We start from the raw sequence: 21,204 nt of genomic DNA on the forward strand, positions 1-21,204 counted from the left end.
TGGTTCGATCAAAAATAAGAAATCAAACATTAGTTTTCGGCTACCAGTTGTACAGTGTTTTGGGTAAGTTGTTTTAAAAGTACCTTTTTATCTTTTTCCAGGCTGTTAATGGCAGCTTCGTTAAAATGCCGAATCGTATACAGAGAAACTCCTGTTTTATAATCCACTTTGAACCTTGCCTTTAAGTGGCGAATAAGTTTATCAAGTTGATTGAATCTATTATCCACACATACTTTAAAGCTAATCGCCGAATTCTGAATAAGATCCACCTTTATTTGATATTGGTGAAATAGCTTAAAGATTTCAGAAATATTCTCTTCTACCATAAAGCTGAAGTCCAGTGATGAAAGGGAGATCAAAACCTGATTTTTCTTTACGATAAAACAGGGGACTTCGGGGAAAATTTGTTTTCCTTTTGTTACGGCTGTACCTTCTTCTGAAGGGTTTATAAAAGACCGAACGAATAACGGGATCTCTTTTCGTTGTAAAGGCTGAAGGGTTTTTGGGTGAATTACCGATGCACCATAAAATGCCAGCTCTATCGCTTCTTCATAAGAAATTTGATTTAGGAGCTGAGTCTGGCTGAAATATCTTGGATCTGCATTCAAAACACCGGGAACATCTTTCCAGATAGTTACATTTTCAGCATTCAGGCAATATGCCAGAATCGCTGCCGAATAATCTGAACCTTCCCGGCCGAGTGTAGTGGTGAAATTATTGGAATCAGATCCTATAAAACCCTGAGTGATATTAAGTTTTCCAGGATCGATAAATTCTGAAATCCTGTTTTGAGTTTTGGTCCAGTCTACCTGTGCATCCCGGTAAGTTGAGTCGGTTTTTATAAATTTTCGAGCATCCAGCCAGTTGGAAACGATATTTTCAAAATTCAAATATTCACTAACGATAGTGGTAGAGATCAATTCCCCAAAACTTACGATCTGGTCGTAAACAAAATCATATTTATTGGATTTGTTATGCTGCAGGAAATTTTCAAGCTCGGTAAAAAGTGTTTCAACCCGTGAATGAATCGATTCCTGCCGGTTTGGAAAAAGTTCGTTTAAAATTCCTGAATGATAAGCTTTGACCTCGTGAAGTAATTCCGGAGTTTCTCCAGATTGCAGGTAATTTGCAACTACCTGTTCCAGCATATTGGTGGTTTTTCCCATAGCTGAAATTACGATAAGCTTATTTTGAGTACCGGTTACTTTTAGAACTCTAAGCAGATTTTTTACTCCTTCGGCATCTTTTACAGATGCTCCCCCAAATTTAAAGACTTTGATCACTTCTTTTTCGCGATTTCCTCGATTCCTCTTTCTTCCATATGCACTGTTTTCCAGCTTTCCTTTATTTGTGCGCCTGTATTTTCATAGAATTCAATGGCGTTCTTATTTCCTTCAGAAACCACCCATTCAATTCGCTTCACTCCATTCTCGTGACCATATTTTACAACCTGTTGATAAAGTGCGCCACCAAGACCGGTACCTCTCATGGATTCCCTAACAATTAGATCTTCCAGGTGAACAGTTCTTCCTTTCCAGGTAGAAAATCTGAAATATACCAGTGCCATTCCTTCAATCTTTCCTTCCACATCTGCTACGAAGCATTTGAAATTTTCATGATCGAAACCTTCCTTTTCCAGATCACTTACATCGACATCTACATCATCAAGATGATTTTCGTGGGCTGCCAGTTCCTTGATTAGTTCAAGTACCTCTTTCATGTCTTCTCTTCTGGCTTCTCTGATAGTATATTCCATAGTTAAGATTTTTAACAAAAATACAGATTGAAAACTATAAGGCTATTAAAGCCATCTTAAAGGATGCCTTTATTTTCTAAATATTGATGCATGGCCTGTTCTGTCATTTGCACGGTATCCCAATCTTCGAGCACATTTGCACCACTTCTTCTGTAGAAATCTGCAGCCTCTTTGTTCCAATTAAGAACCACCCATTCAGTTCTTTTTACTTTTTCTTCTTTGGCAAATTTGATCACCTGAGTATATAAGGCTGAGCCAAGACCTTTCCCTCGAAATTCTTCTCTTACGATAAGGTCTTCCAGATGAACGGTTTTGCCTTTCCAGGTGGAGTATCTAAAATAGACAAGTGCCATCCCTTCAATTTTGTTATCAACTTCAGCAACAAAACAGTGAAATGCAGGATCTTTCCCAAAACCATCACGAATAAGGTCGCTTTCATTTATAACCACAGCATCCGGTTCTTTTTCAAATTCGGCAAGTTCCCTTATGAGCTTCAGAACCGCTCCCATGTCCTGTTTATCTGCTTTTCTAATATTTATTTCCATGTAGAATCTTTCCAACAAATTTAATCATTCCAACTAATGCTTACGAAAACGTTGTAGTAATTTTAAAATTTAATACTTTAGCGGCCAGAAAAGAAAAATATCCCATGCCAAAGACAAATCAAACTTTAGGAGAATTTATAATCGAAAATCAGTCAGATTTTCCGGGTTCTTCAGGAGAGCTTTCCAGATTGATCAACTCGATAAGGCTTGCGGCCAAAGTAGTGAACCATGAGGTGAACAAAGCCGGGCTTGTGGATATTATTGGAGCTTATGGAGAAACCAATGTTCAGGGGGAAGATCAGCAAAAGCTAGATGTTTACGCCAACAACAAGTTTATTCAAACCCTTACTAACCGTGAGATAGTTTGTGGGATCGCTTCAGAAGAAAATGATGATTTTATTCAGATTAAAGGTCATAAAGGCGATAATCAGAACAAATATGTTGTTTTGATGGATCCTTTGGATGGAAGTTCTAACATAGACGTAAACGTTTCTGTAGGAACAATCTTTTCAGTATACCAAAGAGTGACACCAGTTGGAACTCCTGTAGAGATCGATGATTTTCTACAACCGGGGAACAAACAGGTTGCGGCCGGATATATAATTTATGGAACCTCAACCATGCTGGTGTATACCACCGGGCATGGGGTGAATGGATTTACTCTTAACCCTGCTTTGGGATCATGGTATCTTTCACATCCAGATATGCAATTTCCTGAGACGGGAACCATCTATTCCATCAACGAAGGGAATTATGTGCATTTCCCTCAGGGAGTAAAGAATTATATCAAATATTGCCAGGAAGAAGAAGGGGATAGACCTTATACTTCTCGATATATTGGGTCAATGGTTTCAGACATTCACAGGAATATGATCAAAGGCGGGATCTTTATGTATCCAAAAAGTTCCAAGGCCAGCGATGGCAAGCTTCGATTGTTATATGAATGTAATCCTATGGCATTTTTAACCGAACAGGCCGGAGGAAAAGCCAGTGACGGTTTTCAGAGAATTTTGGACATTAAGCCTACAGAACTTCATCAAAGAGTACCATTCTTTTGCGGAAGCAGAAAAATGGTAGAAAAAGCTGAAGAATTTATGCAGGAAGCTGAGAATAAATCTCAGTCTCAGTCATTCTCTCTTTCAAGCAAATAGCGGTAATCGTCAAAGCTTAACTGCCCACTAAAGATCTGTACAGAACGTTTGATGATACCTTCAGAAGCCTGACTTGAGAAACCAAGGCCAATTGCGTATTTTTTGATAAGTTCCATCTCTTCGTCATCAATTTCATGATCGGCGAAAATGATCTTGAATAAATCGTGTAGACGCTCCAGTCTTCTTTCTATACTATTGTATCCGGAAAGTGGGAAAGCCAAAGGATTATCTATGATCTTGGCATATTCTTCTTCATTAATATCCAATTTACGCGCAAACCTTTTAAGCAATTCTTCTTCTTGCTCATTAATATCTCCGTCAACTGCCGCAAGGTTAACGATGGATGCGAAATGACTTAAATTTCGTAGGTGCTCTCCTGAGCCAAATAAATCTGAAAAGGACATTCTAAATATGATTTTGTACTACAAATATATATAAACCCTCAGGTTTTTAGTCTCAAAGCTCTCCAAAATTAAGTATTCACAATCGCTAATCTTTTCTTAATCCTTTTTGGTTAAAAGTTCTATTAATTAAATTCCATGTTGTTCGATAATATTATGGAGATACCACTACTGGCTTTTAATGAAAAAGGAATTTACTGTGCAGAGGCAGATGTCTATCTGGATCCATGGAAACCCGTGGATAAAGCAATAATCTCCCACGGTCATGCCGACCATTCCCGCTGGGGGCATAAAAATTACATTACGCATCATTCCAATGTTCCTATTATAAAACACCGGCTTGGTGATATAAGCGTAACGGGAAAAGCGTGGAATGAGACTTTTACCATAAATGGAGTGAAGTTCTCACTTCATCCCGCGGGACATATTATTGGATCTTCCCAAATTAGGGTAGAATTTAAAGGTGAAGTATGGGTGTTTACCGGCGATTATAAAACCGAAGATGATGGGGTGGCCGTCCCCTATGAACCCGTGAAATGTCACACTTTTATAACCGAATGTACCTTTGGACTTCCCGCCTTTAAATGGATCCCACAGGCGCAGGTCTTTCATGATATTAATTCCTGGTGGGCTCAAAACAAAAATGATGGGCGTACTTCTATTCTGTTTGGATATTCCCTGGGCAAGGCTCAACGGCTTTTAAAGCATCTGGATCCCTCCATTGGAAATATCTATACCCATGGAGCCATAGAAAATATGACCGATGTACTGAGAGCTCAAATGGATTTCCCTGAAACGATAAGAGTAACACGGGAGACTAAAAAAGAAGATTTTAAAGGTAGTATTGTACTTGCGCCGGGTAGTGTTCATGGTTCAACCTGGATTCGAAAAATGGTGCCTTATGTAACTGCTTCTGCAAGTGGTTGGATGACCTTTAGAGGAGCCCGTAGACGTAGAGCCATCGATAAAGGATTTGTTCTCAGCGATCATTGTGACTGGCAGGGATTACTAACCTCGATTAAAGAAACAGGTTGCGAAAAAGTGATCTGTACTCATGGATATACAGATATTTTTTCAAAATTCCTTCGGGAGCAGGGATATGACGCAAGAACTGAAGAAACTCAGTACGAAGGTGAAATGGGTCAGTTAGAGAGTGAAAAAGAAAAAGATTCAGAATGAAGGCGTTTGCAGAACTTATAAAAGCACTGGACAGTACCAATAAAACCACTTTAAAGGTAGAGGCGCTTACCAGTTATTTTAAGAATGCCGCGCCGAAAGACAAAGTTTGGACCATTGCTATTCTGAGCCACAGGCGGCCTCCACGTCCAGTTAATACCACTTTGATGCGGGAATGGGCCTCAGAACTTGCAAAAATTCCCCTGTGGTTATTTGAAGAGAGTTATCATATAGTTGGTGACCTGGCTGAAACCATTGCATTGGTAATCCCAAAATCTGATGCTAATTCAGAAAAAAGTTTAAGTCAGTTTCTGGATGAGATCATAGCGCTTAAGAAAAAACCTGAAGAAGAGAAAAAAGAATATCTGTTTGATAATTGGTTAAACCTAAACTACTATGAGCGCTTTGTTTTCACCAAATTGATCACGGGAAGTTTTAGAATTGGAGTCAGTCAAAAGTTAATGACCCGGGCTTTGGCCAAAGCTACAGATATAGATGAAGATATTCTGGCCTACAAATTAATGGGAAACTGGGAGCCGTCCCGCATCACCTTTGACAAATTAATCCTTGAAGAAAATGAGGAGGATTATTTATCCAAACCTTATCCTTTTTATCTGGCCTACGCAATTGAAGGTGATCCTGAAGATCTGGGGGATGTTGGCCAGTGGAGTGCAGAACATAAATGGGATGGTATACGTTCTCAGGTGATCGTGCGCAACAATGACTTATTTGTCTGGTCCCGGGGAGAAGAACTGGTAACCGATAAATATCCTGAATTTGAAGTTTTTAAAGAAGCTTTCCCCAATGGTACCGTAATAGATGGAGAAATCCTGCCCTATCCCGGTGGAGAAATTGGAACTTTTAATGATCTGCAAACCCGGATTGGACGTAAAAATGTGAGTAAAAAATTACTGGAGAAAACCCCGGTAATTTTGAAGGCTTATGATATTCTGGAATGGGAAGGCAAGGATATTCGCACTATGGCGTTTGGAGACAGGCGAAAAATACTGGAGAAATTATATCACCAAATTAAGGCTGAAGATTTCCCTTTACACCTTTCAGAAACCATCAGGTTTAAAACCTGGGAAGAAGCTGCGATCGAAAGAGAGAATTCCAGGGAAGTAAAGTCTGAAGGATTAATGCTCAAAAGGCTGGATTCCCCATATCTGGTGGGTCGAAAAAAGGGAGACTGGTGGAAGTGGAAAGTAGATCCTTTAACCATTGACGCGGTATTGACCTATGCCATGCGAGGTCATGGGAGAAGGAGTAATTTGTTTACAGATTATACTTTTGGCCTTTGGGATGAAGAAAAGAAAGAACTGGTGACCTTCGCCAAGGCTTATTCCGGATTAACAGATCAGGAATTCCGTAAACTGGATGCCTGGATCAAAAAAAACACCCTGGAGAGATTCGGGCCGGTAAGAAGCGTAACCCCACACCATGTTTTTGAGATCGCCTTTGAAGGTATAGCTGAATCAAAACGTCACAAAAGTGGAGTCGCTACAAGATTTCCCAGAATTTTGAGATGGAGAATGGATAAAACAATTGATGATGCCAATACCCTTGAAGACCTTAAGGCATTAATTCCTTAGGAGCTTATTTAATTCTTGCGACATCGAGGATGTTTTTCTGAAACTTTTTGTCATCTTCCAGTATTTCAAAAAATTCATCGATATACTTGATCGTAGTGGCAAATTGCCTGTCGCTTTCGAACATATCTTTACCTTCCTTAAGTACGTTCATTATGGAAGATTGGTTTTCTAAAAATTCTTCTCTAACCTGCATATAAATTCGTGGATTCCTTTTAAATCCGCGGTAAACTCTTTGGGTAACCTCTTCTATATTCAGTTTTTGATCATTTATTTGAGAAACGGTAGCATAACTGGTATTTACCAGGCCAGCCATATCGAAATCGTAAGGCACAGGGATAATTCTGTCTTCAAGTAAGATCAGCTTACAATTGTGGAGATATGCGGTGGAAAAATCTGTATTCCCGATCATATATTGAAAAAATGCATTTCTAACCGATTCCAAAGAGGCCTGGTTTAGAGGGTGGGTATTAGCATCTATAACCTTTCCACCCAGCCGTTTTGCCACGTTTTTATCATCCTCGACCAGAAATCCTCTAATATTATGAAGTTTGATCTTTTTCGCCCTTTCTTCCTCATAACTAATTTCAAGGAGGCGGGTTTTGAAATGGAATGGTGAAATAACCTCATATAACTTATAAGCCAGATATTCTTTCAGGATATTATCGTTTCGGTCCCGTTCTACCAGGCAGGGCAAAACCAGTTTTAAATTTTTATGTCCTTCAAACAAGGTATTCTTTGCTGCCTTTTTTTTGATCTTAATTTTAATAGGAGCATAAAAGCAATTTTTTAATCTGAAGTTGCCACGTTTTCTTAATCTTACTTCGATAGAATCTAAACCGGCACCAGGATCTTCAAATTTAAGATAGGTAATTATATAGGTTGAATCGTTAGTTTCTTTTTTGATATCTTTATTAGAATACCGAAGGTTAATTGGCAGTACTTCCTTTTTATGGAACAAGGAGCCGTTTTCTGAGACTTCATTATTATCCTGGGAATAAGAGCTAAATATTGCTAAGAGCATGCTTAGCGAGAAAAGTTTTACACTCTTATTCATAATTATGATATATTTATCTAAAATATTAAAAATCAGTTTATTAGAAAGTATTTTACCATTATTAATTACAGAACATTTGCAACCACAGCGATTGCTGCTCTGGTTACGTTCCTGGCATTGAAATTTGATCTCAAATTCAATGTAGATCTTACATTGTTAAGTATTGCGATAATTTTTCCGCTGGTCTTTACTATTCGAGGGTCATTTAAAAGAAGGGAAAAGGCACTTGAACATCTTAGTGATTTTATAAGTTCGGTAAAAACGGTGAAGTATTTTTTATTGATAAACGAGACGCTCACACCAGTTCAAAAAGAAGAAGCTGAAAGGCTTCTGGTGGAGATCAACAATAAAACTCTCGAACATCTTGCAAAACGCAATAATGATATTAAGATCCTTGATGAGAATTCTCATATGATGTATAAGTTCGTACTTGAGAAGGAAAATCTAATTCCTTATAAACTTAAAGACCGGATCTTTAAATATATGAAGGCTATGCATGAGTCTATTGAAAATCTTCATGCTATACATACTCACAGGACCCCTATAAGTTTGATGGCTTACTGTGAGGTTTTTATATACATCTTTCCACTAATTTATGCGCCTACCATTATTTACAATCTTGGCATACAGGGTGCCGATTGGATTGCTTATTTTATCGTTTTGTTAACCCAGTTTATCCTTATCTCTTTGTATAATATCCAGAACCAATTGGAGTACCCGTTTGATAATATCGGGATGGACGATATCGACCTGGATAATTTTAAAATTGAACGTTAGAAATTGCCCACGCCTTCAATGGTAATCTAGATTAATTGTGAATTAAAACATACGCCGGAATTGAAAAGAGCGGATTTGGTGAAATTGGCTGAAAACTGGTTTGAAGGCCAGGGCTGGAAGCCATTTAAATTTCAGAAGGATACCTGGACAGCCTATCTTCAAAAAAAGAATGGACTCCTAAATGCACCTACCGGAAGCGGGAAAACCTATGCTTTATGGATTCCCATTGTTCTGGATTACATCAAAAAGAATCCCGATTATAAAACCAAGCATAAAAAAGGTTTAAAAGCGATTTGGATCACCCCACTTCGAGCCCTCTCTGTAGAGATCGAACAGGCAGCCAGCCGTTTTGCTGAAGAAATGGGTACTCAGTTTACCGTTGGAATCAGAACCGGAGATACCCCCCAAAAAGAGAGAGCAGCACAAAAAAGATCAATGCCAGACCTTTTGATCACAACGCCTGAAAGTCTGCAGTTACTGTTATCTTCCAAAAATTACGATAAAATGTTCGGCGGCCTTCAGGCCATAGTCATTGACGAATGGCATGAGCTGTTAGGAACCAAAAGAGGGGTGCAGGTTGAACTTTCTCTATCCCGATTGAAAACCATTGCGAAAGACCTCAGAATTTGGGGGATTTCGGCTACTATTGGAAATCTGGATCAGGCCCGGGAAGTGCTGTTGGGACCGGATTCTCCGGCATTGAAAAATTCAGTTTTGATAAAGGCTACCTTAAAAAAGAAGATTGAAGTTCGTTCTGTTATTCCTCAAACAATGGAAAAATTCCCCTGGAGGGGGCATTTAGGTTTGCATTTAATAGATGAAGTGGTTCCAATTATAAATAATTCCCGAACCACCCTGCTCTTCACAAATACCCGTTCCCAATGTGAGTTGTGGTTTCAAAAGCTCATGAATAAATATCCCGAATTCGCCGGGGAAGTAGCTATGCATCATGGGAGTATTAATAAAGAAACCAGGTTATGGGTGGAACAGGCCATCAGGAACGAAAGTTTAAAGGCGGTAGTGTGTACCTCAAGTCTGGATCTGGGTGTGGATTTTGCACCGGTGGAAACCATTGTTCAAATTGGAGGACCTAAAGGGGTTGCCAGATTTTTACAAAGGGCGGGAAGAAGTGGTCACCAGCCGGGAAAAGTGAGTCTAATTTACTTTTTGCCAACCCATGCTATAGAATTGATCGAAGCTTCTGCACTGCAAAAAGCTGTAGAAAAGAAGGCGGTGGAAGACAGGGTGCCATATTTAATGAGTTTTGATGTGCTGGTGCAATATTTGAATACGCTGGCGGTCTCTAATGGCTTTTTTCCTAAGGATATTTACCCGGAGATCGCTTCAACATTCTGCTTTCAAGGAATAACGGAAGATGAATGGAGATGGGTGCTTAATTTCATTACCAAAGGAAGTCAAAGCCTTCAGGCTTATGATGAGTATAAGAAGGTCGAAATAGAGGAAGATGGAAGGTTTAAAATAAACGATCGCGGGGTGGCCATGCGCCACAGGCTTCAAATAGGAACCATAGTTAGTGACGCCATGCTAACGGTAAAGTACATGAAAGGGGGCTATATTGGAACTGTCGAGGAATGGTTCATTTCTAAACTTAAACCGGGCGATGTATTCACCTTTGCCGGGCGAAATCTTGAGTTGGTCCGTATAAAGAATATGCAGGTGCTGGTAAGAAAATCAAAGAAAAAAACAGCTCGCGTCCCAAGCTGGCAGGGAGGAAGAATGACCTTTTCAGCTCAAATGAGTGAATTGTTGCGGGATGAAATGTATCGCGCTTCAGATCTTAAGGAAAATGAGAAAACAAATGAAGAGTTTGAAGCTCTAAAACCTATTTTTAAACGACAAAAACGGGATTCCATAATTCCGAAAGGTGATGAATTTCTTATTGAAACTTTCAAAACTCGTGAAGGTTATCATGCTGTTTTTTACCCTTTCGATGGGCGATTTGTACATGAAGCTTTAGGGAGCCTTCTGGCTTACAGAATAAGTTTGTTGACACCTATAAGTTTTTCCATCGCATTTAATGATTACGGGTTTGAATTACTTTCAGATCAGGAAATCGACATGCAGCAGGTGCTGGATAATAACTTATTCAGTTCAGATTTTTTGATGGATGATCTTTATAAAAGTTTGAACGCAACCGAAATGGCTCGTAGAAAATTCAGAGATATTGCAGTTATTGCCGGACTGGTTTTTACAGGCTATCCCAATAAACTGGTTAAAAACAAGCATCTTCAGTCTAATTCCCAGCTATTATTCAGTGTATTCAGGGATTATGAAGAAGATAATTTACTTTACCGTCAGGCTTTCAGAGAAACCTTTGAACATCAGCTGGAAGAAGGCAGATTGAGAATTTCTCTGGAAAGGATAAAGAACCAAACCATCGTGTGGAAACAATGTGAAAAACCCACACCATTTTCTTTCCCCATTATAACCGATAGGTTACGGGAAAAATTATCTTCAGAAAAGCTGGAAGACAGGATTAGAAAAATGCTTAAATCTCTGGAGAATTAAGCCTGCTCACGCATTTGTTTGTCAATATAATGCCTTACCACTTCGGTAGTAATTCCAAATGCCACGTGGGCAAACAATTCGTTTAATTGCATTCTGATAGGAACATCTGTTGGTTTAGGTTCCAGTCCCAGGATTGGAAGTGAAGTTTCATGGGTAGTCGCCCAGGTGGTTGCACCAAATATCACTCCATCCATAGGTTTTAACCCATAACGTTCTTTTTTACCATATCCGTAAGCAGCACCAAGAGAACCACCCATGGGAATATTCACTAATTGCTCGGCCAGAGCTTCATTTTCAGAACTAACAGGAGAACCGGTGATTTTTGTAGAAAGATCATCCACGATCTTGATTTGAGCCGATCTTTGTTCGATCTTTCTAACAGGTAAAAATTGTTCTATAAGAGTTTTTACCGCTGTTCCGGCAAGTCCGCCAACGAAGCCGGCTATCAATCCGCGACCGGTATTAGAAATATAGGAATCTTTTTGTAGAAAGGTACTCACGCTCATAATCGTTTCTTTTTTTATTAGAATAAAACTATTTATTCGATAGCTTTTGTCCAATCATTTAACATGTATTTGGCAGTGTTGCTACAAAATTTAATAATTTTGAGTATGAGCGAAAAACTAAATGTAAGTCTTATTCAGGCTAACCTGGAGTGGGAAAATACAGATGCGAATTTGCAGATGTTTTCAGCAAAGATTGAAGAGATTAAGGGCGAGACAGATCTGGTGATTTTACCTGAAATGTTTACCACCGGTTTCAGTATGAACGCCGAAAGCTTAGCCGAAGGCACGGAGGGAAAAACCCTTGAGTGGATGAAAAAGAAGGCTAAAGAAGGAAATTTTGCCATTACCGGGAGTGTGATAATAAAAGAGTCCGGAAATTTTTACAATCGGTTAATCTTCGTTTTTCCAGATGGTAATTATCATACTTATGATAAACGCCACACTTTTACCCTAGCTAAGGAAGATAAAATCTATACAGCAGGTACAGAACGTTTAATCGTAGATTATAAAGGCTGGAAAATTTGTCCGCTGGTATGTTACGATCTTCGATTTCCGGTTTGGGCCAGAAATACGGTAGATTACGATTTACTGATCTATGTGGCCAACTGGCCGGAAAAAAGAATTGCAGCATGGGATGCACTTCTCAAAGCACGAGCCATTGAAAATATGAGTTATTGCATAGGTTTGAACAGAACTGGTAAAGATGGAAATGACCACAATTACAATGGACATAGCGCAGTGTACGATATGCTTGGAAATGCTTTATCCCATCCTGAAAAAAGTGAGGTTTTCGTTTCCACCTTTTCCTTATATAAAACTGAGTTAAAGGATGTGCGGAATAAATTCAAATTCCTTCAGGACCGGGATGATTTTAGTCTAAACTAAAACTTTCATTGATATCCCAGTTAGCTCTTACTTCCAGGGTGTCTGAGTAATAACGAATAACTTCCGGCTGGCGTTTCCTTAAGTAATCCCCGGTATCCCACATTTTATTACTGTTCCTGTCGAAGATAATTCTTACCAGAACCTGTCCCGGATTAAGGTATCTAAAAGTGAAATTTCCTGAGTCTTCAGAATATTGCTCTGCTAAAACTTCGCCTTTTGTATTGGTTAGCTGAACAATTACGGGGAATTCTTTGATATTGCGAATATTCAGAAGTATTGTTCCAAAATCGGCCAGGGCTTTGGTGTTGAAAGTCTGATAGATCGTATCATTGGTTTGCTCGAACAGGTCTGTAATCGCTCCGGGAAAAGCAGCTACCTGATAATTATTGGCAGGAGTCTTTTCAAACTTCAGGATCAATTCATTCTTTATTGGATGGAATTCTGTAGTAAAAGGAATAACTACAGAGTCTTTATCCATAACGCTTATTTTTTCTTCGGAATATTCCAAAATAGGTGTGGTGGCAACAAATTTAAAGTCCTTTAGTAAACTTCCATTTTCTGTCGAGACACGTAGAGAATCCCGGTCAAGTTTTGCCAGTCTCGCAACCATGGTATCCCGGGTCGTGGGGCTCGTTATCTCAAAAATTAGACTATCCCTTTCCGGTCTTTTATTGAACCAGTAATAGAGACTGTCCTTTGCTATGTCTTTGGTGATCCTGTACTTAAAGCCTTCAGGTTTCGAACCAATCAAATTTATTTTTACACTATCAGGATCCACACTGCCTTCATATCCAAAAAGCAACTGATGGCCTTTTAATAATTTTGGTCGTTTCGGTTCAAAATTAAGTTTCTCCTTAAAAACTGTAATTACATAATTGCTATCTGTAGGGACGGTGATGTCCTGATCTATAAAGCCTATTTTCTCTTTTTTCGGGTTATAGAGGTAATTATCATTAGAATCCATAAGTCCTATCATTCGATAAGTTCCGGCCTTCAAATTTTCAAGCGAAAAATTAAAAGTACTATCCTGAGAATAGGTTACATAACGTGGTGTTTTTTGATATACAACCGAATCTTTAAACGTGGAATCAACCTCATATAACAAAACCGTTATAGGCTTTGAAGGTGATTTTAGAACTGCATCTTTAACGCTTCCATTTATGGTAAGAGAATCTATATAGCTTCCTGTGGAAAATACATATTTAAAATAATCGTATGGATTGGATTCATTATTATCAATTATGCTTTTCCCAAAATTGATTGTATAGGTCGTGTTTTCTTCAAGCGTGTCAAATATTTTGATCTTGATATCCTTACGGGCAGTTCCCAATGGTTTGATCGATGGTTTGGGATCCATGGGAGGGGAAATTATGATCTGCTGTTGAGGTTTATCGAGTTTGATATATTCATCAAAAAAGATCCTGATCTCATCCTCATCAAAATTAGTGGTATAGTTTTCCGGATTCGCACGAAGGAATTTAGGTGGTTCTTCGTCTATAGGCCCACCTTCAGGCATCCCTTTCTTGGCACAATTAACTGTGATTAAGACTAATATTATTACTGTAATGAATCCGGGTATTCTCTTTTTCATAAACGAAAATGAATCTTTTAGCAAAGAAACGATTATTTTAAATTCCATCCCACAGCTCAATGGGTAAAAGCCATGGTAGCTATGCTTATTCGGGTTCCGGGAACTTCTAATAGCTTATGTGCACAGGCCTCGAGTGTTGCTCCGGTAGTTATGAGATCGTCCACTAAAAGGATATTTTTGTCCCTTATTTTTTCCTGATCCTGAATTTCCAGAGTTTCCTCGATCTTTCCCCATCTCGAGATTCGGCTTTTAAGAGTTTGAGTTTGGGTGGCGTTGGTTTTTATAAGCACTTCATTTAAATATTCCGCATTCAGAGCTTTGGCCAGTTCCTTCCCAAATCCTTCAACCTGGTTGTATCCCCGTTCCTTAAGGCGTTTTTTATGTAAGGGCACGGGGATGACCACTTCAATATTATTATAAGCTTCCACAGATTTTAATTCTTCGCCAAGCCATTGCCCTAAATAGTGTCCAATTTCCTGATGACCTCTGTATTTAAGGTCATGAATTAAGTGTTGCACACCAGATTTCTTTCTAAAATGCAATAAAGAAGTTGCTTTCTCTATCTTTACCCTGCCGTAAAACACTTTACGTACAGGATTTTCGTTATCAAGATGAAAATTTGTGACAGGAAGATCATGGAGACAGGAGGTGCAAATTACCTTTTCGTTTTTTAGTAGTTCGGCTTCACAAATGTGACAAACGGAGGGGTAAAGAAGATTTACAAAATCGTGAAACATTTGTTAATGACTTGTACTATACATGGTTAAACATATAAATTTACTAACTAATTTAATTTTATAATGACAGAAACCAAAAACAATACAGCTTTAAAGGTGTTAACCGGGATCCTTGCGGTTGCCCTTATCGCACTAAGTATTTACACTATAAAGTTCTATAACGAGGAAAAAGAGAATAAAGAGATCCTTAAAAAAGAAAAGGCGGTTATCGAAGATGAACTCAATGAACTTATCGTAAAATATGATGAAGCCATTCAGGAAAATGAAATTATGGATCAGGATCTGGTAAATGCCAGAGACAGGATTTCTAAACTATTGGATTCTGTAAAGGATAATGAAGCTAATCTGGTTTTAATTTCAAGATACCGAAGAGAGATTGGAAGTTTAAAAGCAGAAAAGGACAGGCTGTTTCGTGTTGTGGATAGTCTAAGCACTCAAAACAAGATGCTTTCAACTTCTTTGGACAGTACCAGTGTTGCTTTACAGCAAAGAACCAGAATGTCTGATTCTTTAAAAACTACCAATCAAAACCTTTCTACCAAAGTAGATAAGGCTTCCCGATTAAAAATTGCCGGACTTAGAGGAGAAGGAGTGATCGTTAGAAACAGCGGTAAAATTGTAGAAAACGACCGTACAGGAAGAGTTGACCAGATTAGAACCTGTTTTACCCTTGCTGCAAACGATCTTGCTGAAGCAGGAGAGAAGAATCTTCACGTTCAGGTTTATAATCCCGAGAATGAACTTGTAGGCGACGAGATCGTAGTGCAACATGAAGGCGGAGTTATGGTTTATAGTGCTTCTTCTAAAGTTTTCTATGAAAAAGAAGAACTTGACGTATGTATCCTGGCAAATACCAATGAAGATAAATTGCTTGAAGGGAATTATAAGGTGTATGTATATAACGACGCCGTTCTACTTGGAACAGGTAGTTTTAGCCTTAGATAGTCTTAATTTATAAATAACCCACCGCCTTGGATATTTTTCAAGGCGGTTTTTTTATTTTTGCGCCATGGCAATACAAGAAGATCTTTTTAAGAACGTAATATCCCATGCTAAAGAGTATGGATACATTTTTGGGTCCAGTGAAATTTATGATGGGCTGAGCGCAGTTTATGATTACGGTCAAAACGGAGCTGAATTAAAGAAAAATATCAAGGAATACTGGTGGAAAAGCATGACCCAGATGCATCAAAACATCGTGGGAATAGATGCCGCCATTTTAATGCATCCTAAAACCTGGAAAGCTTCAGGCCATGTTGATGCATTCAATGATCCTTTGATTGATAATAAGGATTCCAAGAAAAGATATCGTGCAGATGTTCTTGTAGAGGATTATGCTGAAAAATTACTTCAGAAGGCAGAGAAGGAAATCGCCAAGGCTAAGAAAAGATTTGGTGAAGATTTCGATGAAGAAATGTACAAGCAAACGAATCCGCGGGTACAGCGTTATTTAGGAGACCGAAAGGAAATCCTGGAAAGGCTGGCGCGTTCGCTTACCAACGAAGACCTTGCCGATGTTAAAGCCTTAATTGAAGAACTGGAAATTGCCGATCCTGATACGGGTTCTAAAAACTGGACTGAAGTAAGACAGTTCAATCTAATGTTCGGTACCAAGCTTGGAGCTTCAGCAGATTCGGCGACTAACCTATACCTGCGACCGGAAACAGCTCAGGGTATATTTGTCAATTTCCTTAATGTTCAAAAAACCGGAAGGATGAAAATTCCTTTTGGAATTGCTCAAATTGGAAAAGCTTTCAGAAATGAAATTGTGGCCAGACAATTTATTTTCAGGATGCGTGAATTTGAACAAATGGAAATGCAATTCTTTGTTCGTCCCGGAGAAGAACTGGAGTGGTATGAGAAGTGGAAGGAAACAAGATTAAAATGGCATAAATCATTGGGTCTTGGAGAAGAGAATTATAGATTCCATGATCATGAGAAACTGGCGCACTATGCAAACGCCGCTGCCGATATAGAATTCAATTTCCCATTCGGCTTTAAAGAACTGGAAGGAATACATTCCAGAACAGATTTTGACCTGAAAGCACATGAAGAACATTCAGGAAAAAAACTAAGATTTTACGATCCTGAACTTAAGGAAAACTATGTTCCTTATGTTATTGAAACTTCTATTGGTTTGGACAGGATGTTCCTTGCCGTACTTTCATCTTCATTAAAAGAAGAAGATCTGGGTGATGGGAATAGTAGAACGGTATTAAAATTACCGGCGGTACTTGCACCTACAAAAGCAGCGATCTTGCCATTGGTCAAGAAAGATGGGTTGCCGGAATTGGCTCAAAAAATAGTAGATGACCTTAAATGGGATTTTAGAGTTCAATACGATGAAAAAGACGCTATTGGAAGAAGATATCGTCGACAGGATGCAGCCGGAACTCCACTTTGTATTACTGTAGATCATGATTCACTGGAAGATAATAAAGTGACGGTAAGATTCCGTGATTCTATGGAGCAAAAAAGAGTCGCTATTAGTGACTTGTATGATCTTATTAAAAAGGAAACCGATTTTAGAACCTGGATGAAAGATTTCGTGTAGAAAGCTGGATTCAGTTTTAATTAGCAAATATTTAAGAAAGGCAATTAATTTATTAGTTGCCTTTTTTATTTCCATTAAATCGATAATGTCTATTTTTAAGAAAATATTGCCGTAGACATTTTTAGATGAAAAAATATATCCTCCTACTTTCACTTGCGTTTTTATGCCAGTTTAACTTATTCTCCCAAAACAGGGAAAAGGCAGGTCCCACTTTTATAGATTCTGCTAATGTAATTTTGTCCGGGCCGCTTTCTAAAGCGAAACTTCTCCCTACTTCAAAAAAAGCAAAACTTTATAATCCGCGAAACCGGGGGATTAACAAGATAGTCCCGGGGAAGGGTTTGCCAAAGACAGGGGACCCTGTGATCCAGAAAAAAATGGGTGATATTCCAGGAAAATCACCTATCCTTAGTTTTGAGGGCGCTAATACATTAGCCACACCATCAGACCCTACAGGAGCGGTGGGTAGAAATCATTATATGAATGCCTGGAATTCTGAATTTTCAATTTGGGACAAACAGGGAAATCAAATAGTTCCCCCCGCATCTCTTGCCAGTATTGGGGGTAGTTTTCAGGATGAGACAGATGGTGATCCCATTGTGTTTTATGATGAACCGGCAGATCGTTTTATCATGATGCAGTTTAGTGATGATCTTCCTCCTGAAGGTGATAGCGAAACTCCGGCGGCCCTACTTATTGCAGTGTCACAAGGTCCCGACCCGGTTAATAGTGGTTGGTATACATACAGGTTCGATATTGAGTCTCTCCCGGATTATCCTAAAATTTCGCTGTGGAGTGATGGCTATTATATCACAACAAATAAAGATCCCAGAGCTCCTCAGGAAAATCAGGTGGTATTTGTTCTTGAACGGGATAAAATGCTTGCAGGAGATAACGGAGTAAAAATTATAGGATTTCCTTTACCCGGAATCGAAAATAATGGATTTTATAGTCCTGCTGGATTCAGTGTAATGGGATCAGATCTTCCTCCACCCGGTAATTCTCCCATAATCTATTTGCAGGATGACGATTGGGCGGGTGTGAATCAGGACCATCTTAAAATTTGGCTTATTAATACAAACTGGACTAATCCTCCAAATTCAACTATCGAAGAAAGTCAGGAATTAACCAATGGGGTTTCCCCGTTTACAGCCACTTTTGATGGCGGTGGTTTTAAAAATCTTGATCAGCCCGGAAGTGATGTAGACATTGATGCACTGCAGGGAGCCATGATGTATATGACCCAATACAGAAGGTTTGAAGGATATAACTCTGCGGTTATGAATTTCGTGGTAGATGTGGCTGCAGGTCCAGCCGAACATGCTGGAGTAAGATGGTATGAATTAAGACAGCCTGCCGATGGCGCTCCCTGGACCGTGTACCAGGAAGGAACTTATGCGCCGGATGGAAGCGACAGATTCTGCGGAAGTATTGGAATTGATAAAAGAGGAAATATAGCGCTTGGTTACACTGTGGTCAATGACAATCCAGTAAAACCTATATATCCGTCAATAAGATACACCGGAAGGTATATGGGTGATCCATTAGGAATAATGACCATTGAGGAACAAACCATCGTTAAAGGTGAAAGTCCGCAGCCCAGTGCTTCCGGACGATATGGGGATTATGCTCATTTAAGCATCGACCCTTCAGATGATCTTACCTTTTGGCATAATGCCGAGTACTTTAGCGGAGCCCGAAGATTAAATAAAGTAGGGGTTTTTAGATTTTCGGCTACAGAAGAGAATGATCTGGGGGTAATCGCACTTTTGAGTCCAAAGGATGCATCCCTTACCGCTTCAGAAAAAATTATAATTAAAATCCGTAATTATGGATTGAACCCTCAGTCCAATTTCGAGATATCTTATAGTATAGATGGCGGGCCGTTGGTGACTGAAGTTTTTACTCAAACCATTCCGGCTGAGAGTACGGCAGAGTTTACATTCAATCAAACGGCAGATCTTTCAGCAGAAGGGCAAACCTTTAGCATCAATATTACCACCAATCTCGAAAATGATCAGAATTCCGGTAACGACGGGATCACCGAAGTGGTGAAGAATTTACCGCCAAAGGATGTTGGAGTAACCTCTATTGCGGCACCAAAAACACAGGAAAATCTTTCTACTTCAGAAGCGGTAAGCATTGTAATTGAAAATTTTGGAGGCGAAGAGCAAACAAATATCCCGGTTAGTTACCAGATAGGGAACAATCCGCGGGTTGAAGAAATGTTTAGAGGGGTGTTGGAAGTTGGGGGAGTTGAAACTTATACCTTCAGCAAAACCGCCAATTTTTCTGCTTCCGGACGTTATACGGTGAAAGCACGGACCCTGTTGCCGGGGGATTTTGATCCGTCAAATGATTCTGAAACCACCTCCATTGCCAATCTGGATTGTATTCCTGAAGGGTCTGACTGTTCTCAGGGAGATGGAATTTTCTACTTTGAACTGGAAGGATATCTAAACGAACGAATTCCATGTACTTCCGGGTATATTGATTTTATAGGAGGATCTGCCAACCTGGACAGATCTAAGAAAACATTTACGGTGACCGTTCAAACAAACTTTGCTGAAGATAATGTCGAAAAATTCTCCATGTGGATCGACCTTAATGATAATGCTGTTTTTGAGGATTCTGAAAGGTTGATCACTTCAGAAGTTATTCCTGAAGAGAATAAGTCGTTTTCGTACGATTTTGACCTACCGGCAAATGCCAATCTGGGCCAACACTTATTGAGAATCAGAGCTGGAGACACCAGTTTTAGCGGAGATCTAAACGACCCATGTTCGGTTATGGCTTATGGTACCACCCATGATTATTCCATAAATATTGTAGACAGTACTCTGGATCTGGAGGATTTTATACTGAACGAAGCTGAACTTAAGATAGTGACAGATCCTAATAAGGATGGTCTTTACAGAATCTTACTGGAAACAGATTTTTCAGAACCACTTAGAATTAGTGTTTATACCATTCTTGGCCAGCAATTACTTGAAAACCATATCGAAAATGACGGTGATGGCTATTTTTATGAGCTTGACATGTCCTATGCGGCTCCCGGCGTTTATTTGTTAAGAGTTGGAACCAGAAAAGTGGGGAAAGTAAAACGTTTTCTTGTAAAATAATTTTTAAACATTTCATAATGCTATCGGGACTTGGATAAAGTTCAGATAGCATTATTTTTGACCAAAATCTACATTTAATGACTATTATCTCGTATAACGTTAACGGAATAAGAGCAGCAATACGAAAAGGCTTTCTGGAATGGACCCAGCAGGCGAACCCCGATGTAATTTGTATCCAGGAAATAAAAGCCAATCCCGACCAATTGGACCTTGAGATGTTTGAAAAAGCAGGGTATCCTTATCATTACTGGCATCCTGCGACAAAAAAGGGTTATAGCGGAGTGGCTATCTTAAGTAAAATTAAACCTAACCATGTTCAATATGGAACCGGGATAGATTATATGGATCATGAGGGAAGAGTGATCCGTGCAGATTTTGATGATGTTTCTGTTATGAGTCTATACTTACCATCAGGAACCAATATTGCCCGTTTAGAGCATAAATTCAGGTTTATGGATGATTTTCAGGAATACATAAATAACCTGAAACAGGAAATTCCAAACCTTATAATTGGTGGTGATTATAACATTTGTCACGAGGCAATTGATATTCACGATCCTGTTCGTTTAAAAAATACTTCAGGATTCCTTCCCGAAGAAAGAGAATGGATAGATGGGTTTATAAAGAATGGTTTTATAGACAGCTTCAGGCATTTTAATGAAGAGCCTCATCAGTATTCCTGGTGGAGTTACAGAGCAAATGCACGTGCCAATAATAAAGGATGGAGAATTGATTACAATCTGGTTTCAGAAACTCTGAAAAACAGGTTGAAAAGAGCAGTTATTCTGCCCGAAGCATACCATAGTGACCATTGTCCCGTTCTTGTAG

At 39.1% G+C, this 21,204-nt stretch carries 18 protein-coding genes; 10 read left to right on the forward strand and 8 right to left on the reverse strand.

Annotated elements, in window-relative coordinates; all coding sequences use genetic code 11:
* Positions 1–29: 29 nt before the first annotated feature.
* Genes ACNKXV_RS06230 through ACNKXV_RS06240 form a run of 3 tightly spaced genes read right to left on the reverse strand, consistent with a single transcriptional unit; the run spans position 30 to position 2,301 of the window.
* The gene (locus ACNKXV_RS06230; protein WP_417906980.1) at positions 30–1,280 is read right to left on the reverse strand and encodes an aspartate kinase; all 1,251 of its coding nucleotides are present in this window, start codon (positions 1,278–1,280) and stop codon (positions 30–32) included.
* Complete coding sequence (locus tag ACNKXV_RS06235; protein ID WP_417906841.1) at positions 1,280–1,756, reverse strand: GNAT family N-acetyltransferase; 477 nt, start codon at positions 1,754–1,756, stop codon at positions 1,280–1,282. The genes ACNKXV_RS06230 and ACNKXV_RS06235 overlap by 1 nt, the downstream gene beginning before the upstream one ends.
* Positions 1,757–1,812: 56 nt before the next feature.
* Positions 1,813–2,301, reverse strand: coding sequence for a GNAT family N-acetyltransferase (locus ACNKXV_RS06240; protein ID WP_417906842.1), 489 nt, complete (start codon positions 2,299–2,301; stop codon positions 1,813–1,815).
* Between the two features lie 104 nt (positions 2,302–2,405).
* On the opposite strand from ACNKXV_RS06240, the gene fbp reads away from it, so the two are divergent.
* The gene (gene fbp / locus ACNKXV_RS06245) at positions 2,406–3,452 is read left to right on the forward strand and encodes a class 1 fructose-bisphosphatase (RefSeq protein ID WP_417906843.1); all 1,047 of its coding nucleotides are present in this window, start codon (positions 2,406–2,408) and stop codon (positions 3,450–3,452) included.
* Here fbp and ACNKXV_RS06250 read toward each other — a convergent pair.
* Complete coding sequence (locus ACNKXV_RS06250) at positions 3,425–3,856, reverse strand: tellurite resistance TerB family protein (protein WP_417906844.1); 432 nt, start codon at positions 3,854–3,856, stop codon at positions 3,425–3,427. The genes fbp and ACNKXV_RS06250 overlap by 28 nt on opposite strands.
* Positions 3,857–4,009: 153 nt before the next feature.
* Between ACNKXV_RS06250 and ACNKXV_RS06255 the strand changes: the two genes are divergently transcribed.
* Entirely contained in the window at positions 4,010–5,032 is a 1,023-nt protein-coding gene (locus ACNKXV_RS06255; RefSeq protein WP_417906845.1) for a ligase-associated DNA damage response exonuclease, read from the forward strand.
* The gene (locus tag ACNKXV_RS06260) at positions 5,029–6,621 is read left to right on the forward strand and encodes an ATP-dependent DNA ligase (protein WP_417906846.1); all 1,593 of its coding nucleotides are present in this window, start codon (positions 5,029–5,031) and stop codon (positions 6,619–6,621) included. The genes ACNKXV_RS06255 and ACNKXV_RS06260 overlap by 4 nt, the downstream gene beginning before the upstream one ends.
* A 4-nt stretch (positions 6,622–6,625) precedes the next feature.
* On the opposite strand, the gene ACNKXV_RS06265 is transcribed toward ACNKXV_RS06260, so the two are convergent.
* Positions 6,626–7,675 carry a hypothetical protein gene (locus ACNKXV_RS06265; protein ID WP_417906847.1) on the reverse strand — a complete coding sequence of 350 codons (1,050 nt, stop codon included), beginning with the start codon at positions 7,673–7,675 and terminating at the stop codon, positions 6,626–6,628.
* Positions 7,676–7,792: 117 nt separating this feature from the next.
* On the opposite strand from ACNKXV_RS06265, the gene ACNKXV_RS06270 reads away from it, so the two are divergent.
* On the forward strand, positions 7,793–8,452 hold the full coding sequence (locus ACNKXV_RS06270) for a bestrophin family ion channel (RefSeq protein ID WP_417906848.1): 660 nt from the start codon (positions 7,793–7,795) through the stop codon (positions 8,450–8,452).
* Between the two features lie 60 nt (positions 8,453–8,512).
* Entirely contained in the window at positions 8,513–10,981 is a 2,469-nt protein-coding gene (locus tag ACNKXV_RS06275; protein ID WP_417906849.1) for a ligase-associated DNA damage response DEXH box helicase, read from the forward strand.
* Here the strand turns inward: ACNKXV_RS06275 and ACNKXV_RS06280 are convergent.
* The gene (locus ACNKXV_RS06280; protein WP_417906850.1) at positions 10,978–11,487 is read right to left on the reverse strand and encodes a DUF1440 domain-containing protein; all 510 of its coding nucleotides are present in this window, start codon (positions 11,485–11,487) and stop codon (positions 10,978–10,980) included. The genes ACNKXV_RS06275 and ACNKXV_RS06280 overlap by 4 nt on opposite strands.
* Before the next feature lie 105 nt (positions 11,488–11,592).
* Here ACNKXV_RS06280 and ACNKXV_RS06285 point away from each other — a divergent pair, with 105 nt between their 5' ends.
* Positions 11,593–12,372 (forward strand): amidohydrolase, encoded by a 780-nt coding sequence (locus ACNKXV_RS06285; RefSeq protein WP_417906851.1) that lies wholly within the window; start codon positions 11,593–11,595, stop codon positions 12,370–12,372.
* Here ACNKXV_RS06285 and ACNKXV_RS06290 read toward each other — a convergent pair.
* Positions 12,359–13,963 (reverse strand): Ig-like domain-containing domain, encoded by a 1,605-nt coding sequence (locus tag ACNKXV_RS06290; protein WP_417906852.1) that lies wholly within the window; start codon positions 13,961–13,963, stop codon positions 12,359–12,361. The two genes, ACNKXV_RS06285 and ACNKXV_RS06290, sit on opposite strands and share 14 nt — an antisense overlap.
* Positions 13,964–14,019: 56 nt before the next feature.
* Entirely contained in the window at positions 14,020–14,700 is a 681-nt protein-coding gene (locus ACNKXV_RS06295) for a ComF family protein (RefSeq protein WP_417906853.1), read from the reverse strand.
* 63 nt (positions 14,701–14,763) lie between these two features.
* On the opposite strand from ACNKXV_RS06295, the gene ACNKXV_RS06300 reads away from it, so the two are divergent.
* The 4 genes from ACNKXV_RS06300 to ACNKXV_RS06315 form a co-directional block, all read left to right on the forward strand.
* Positions 14,764–15,645 carry a hypothetical protein gene (locus ACNKXV_RS06300; protein WP_417906854.1) on the forward strand — a complete coding sequence of 294 codons (882 nt, stop codon included), beginning with the start codon at positions 14,764–14,766 and terminating at the stop codon, positions 15,643–15,645.
* Between the two features lie 64 nt (positions 15,646–15,709).
* On the forward strand, positions 15,710–17,254 hold the full coding sequence (locus ACNKXV_RS06305) for a glycine--tRNA ligase (RefSeq protein WP_417906855.1): 1,545 nt from the start codon (positions 15,710–15,712) through the stop codon (positions 17,252–17,254).
* A 125-nt stretch (positions 17,255–17,379) separates the two neighbouring features.
* Entirely contained in the window at positions 17,380–20,376 is a 2,997-nt protein-coding gene (locus ACNKXV_RS06310; protein ID WP_417906856.1) for a GEVED domain-containing protein, read from the forward strand.
* A gap of 77 nt (positions 20,377–20,453) precedes the next feature.
* Positions 20,454–21,204 (forward strand): exodeoxyribonuclease III (locus ACNKXV_RS06315; RefSeq protein WP_417906857.1); only part of this gene is annotated, 751 nt, incomplete at its 3' end.

This window comes from Christiangramia aquimixticola (assembly GCF_048285835.1).
GTDB classification, from domain to species: Bacteria; Bacteroidota; Bacteroidia; order Flavobacteriales; family Flavobacteriaceae; genus Christiangramia; species Christiangramia aquimixticola.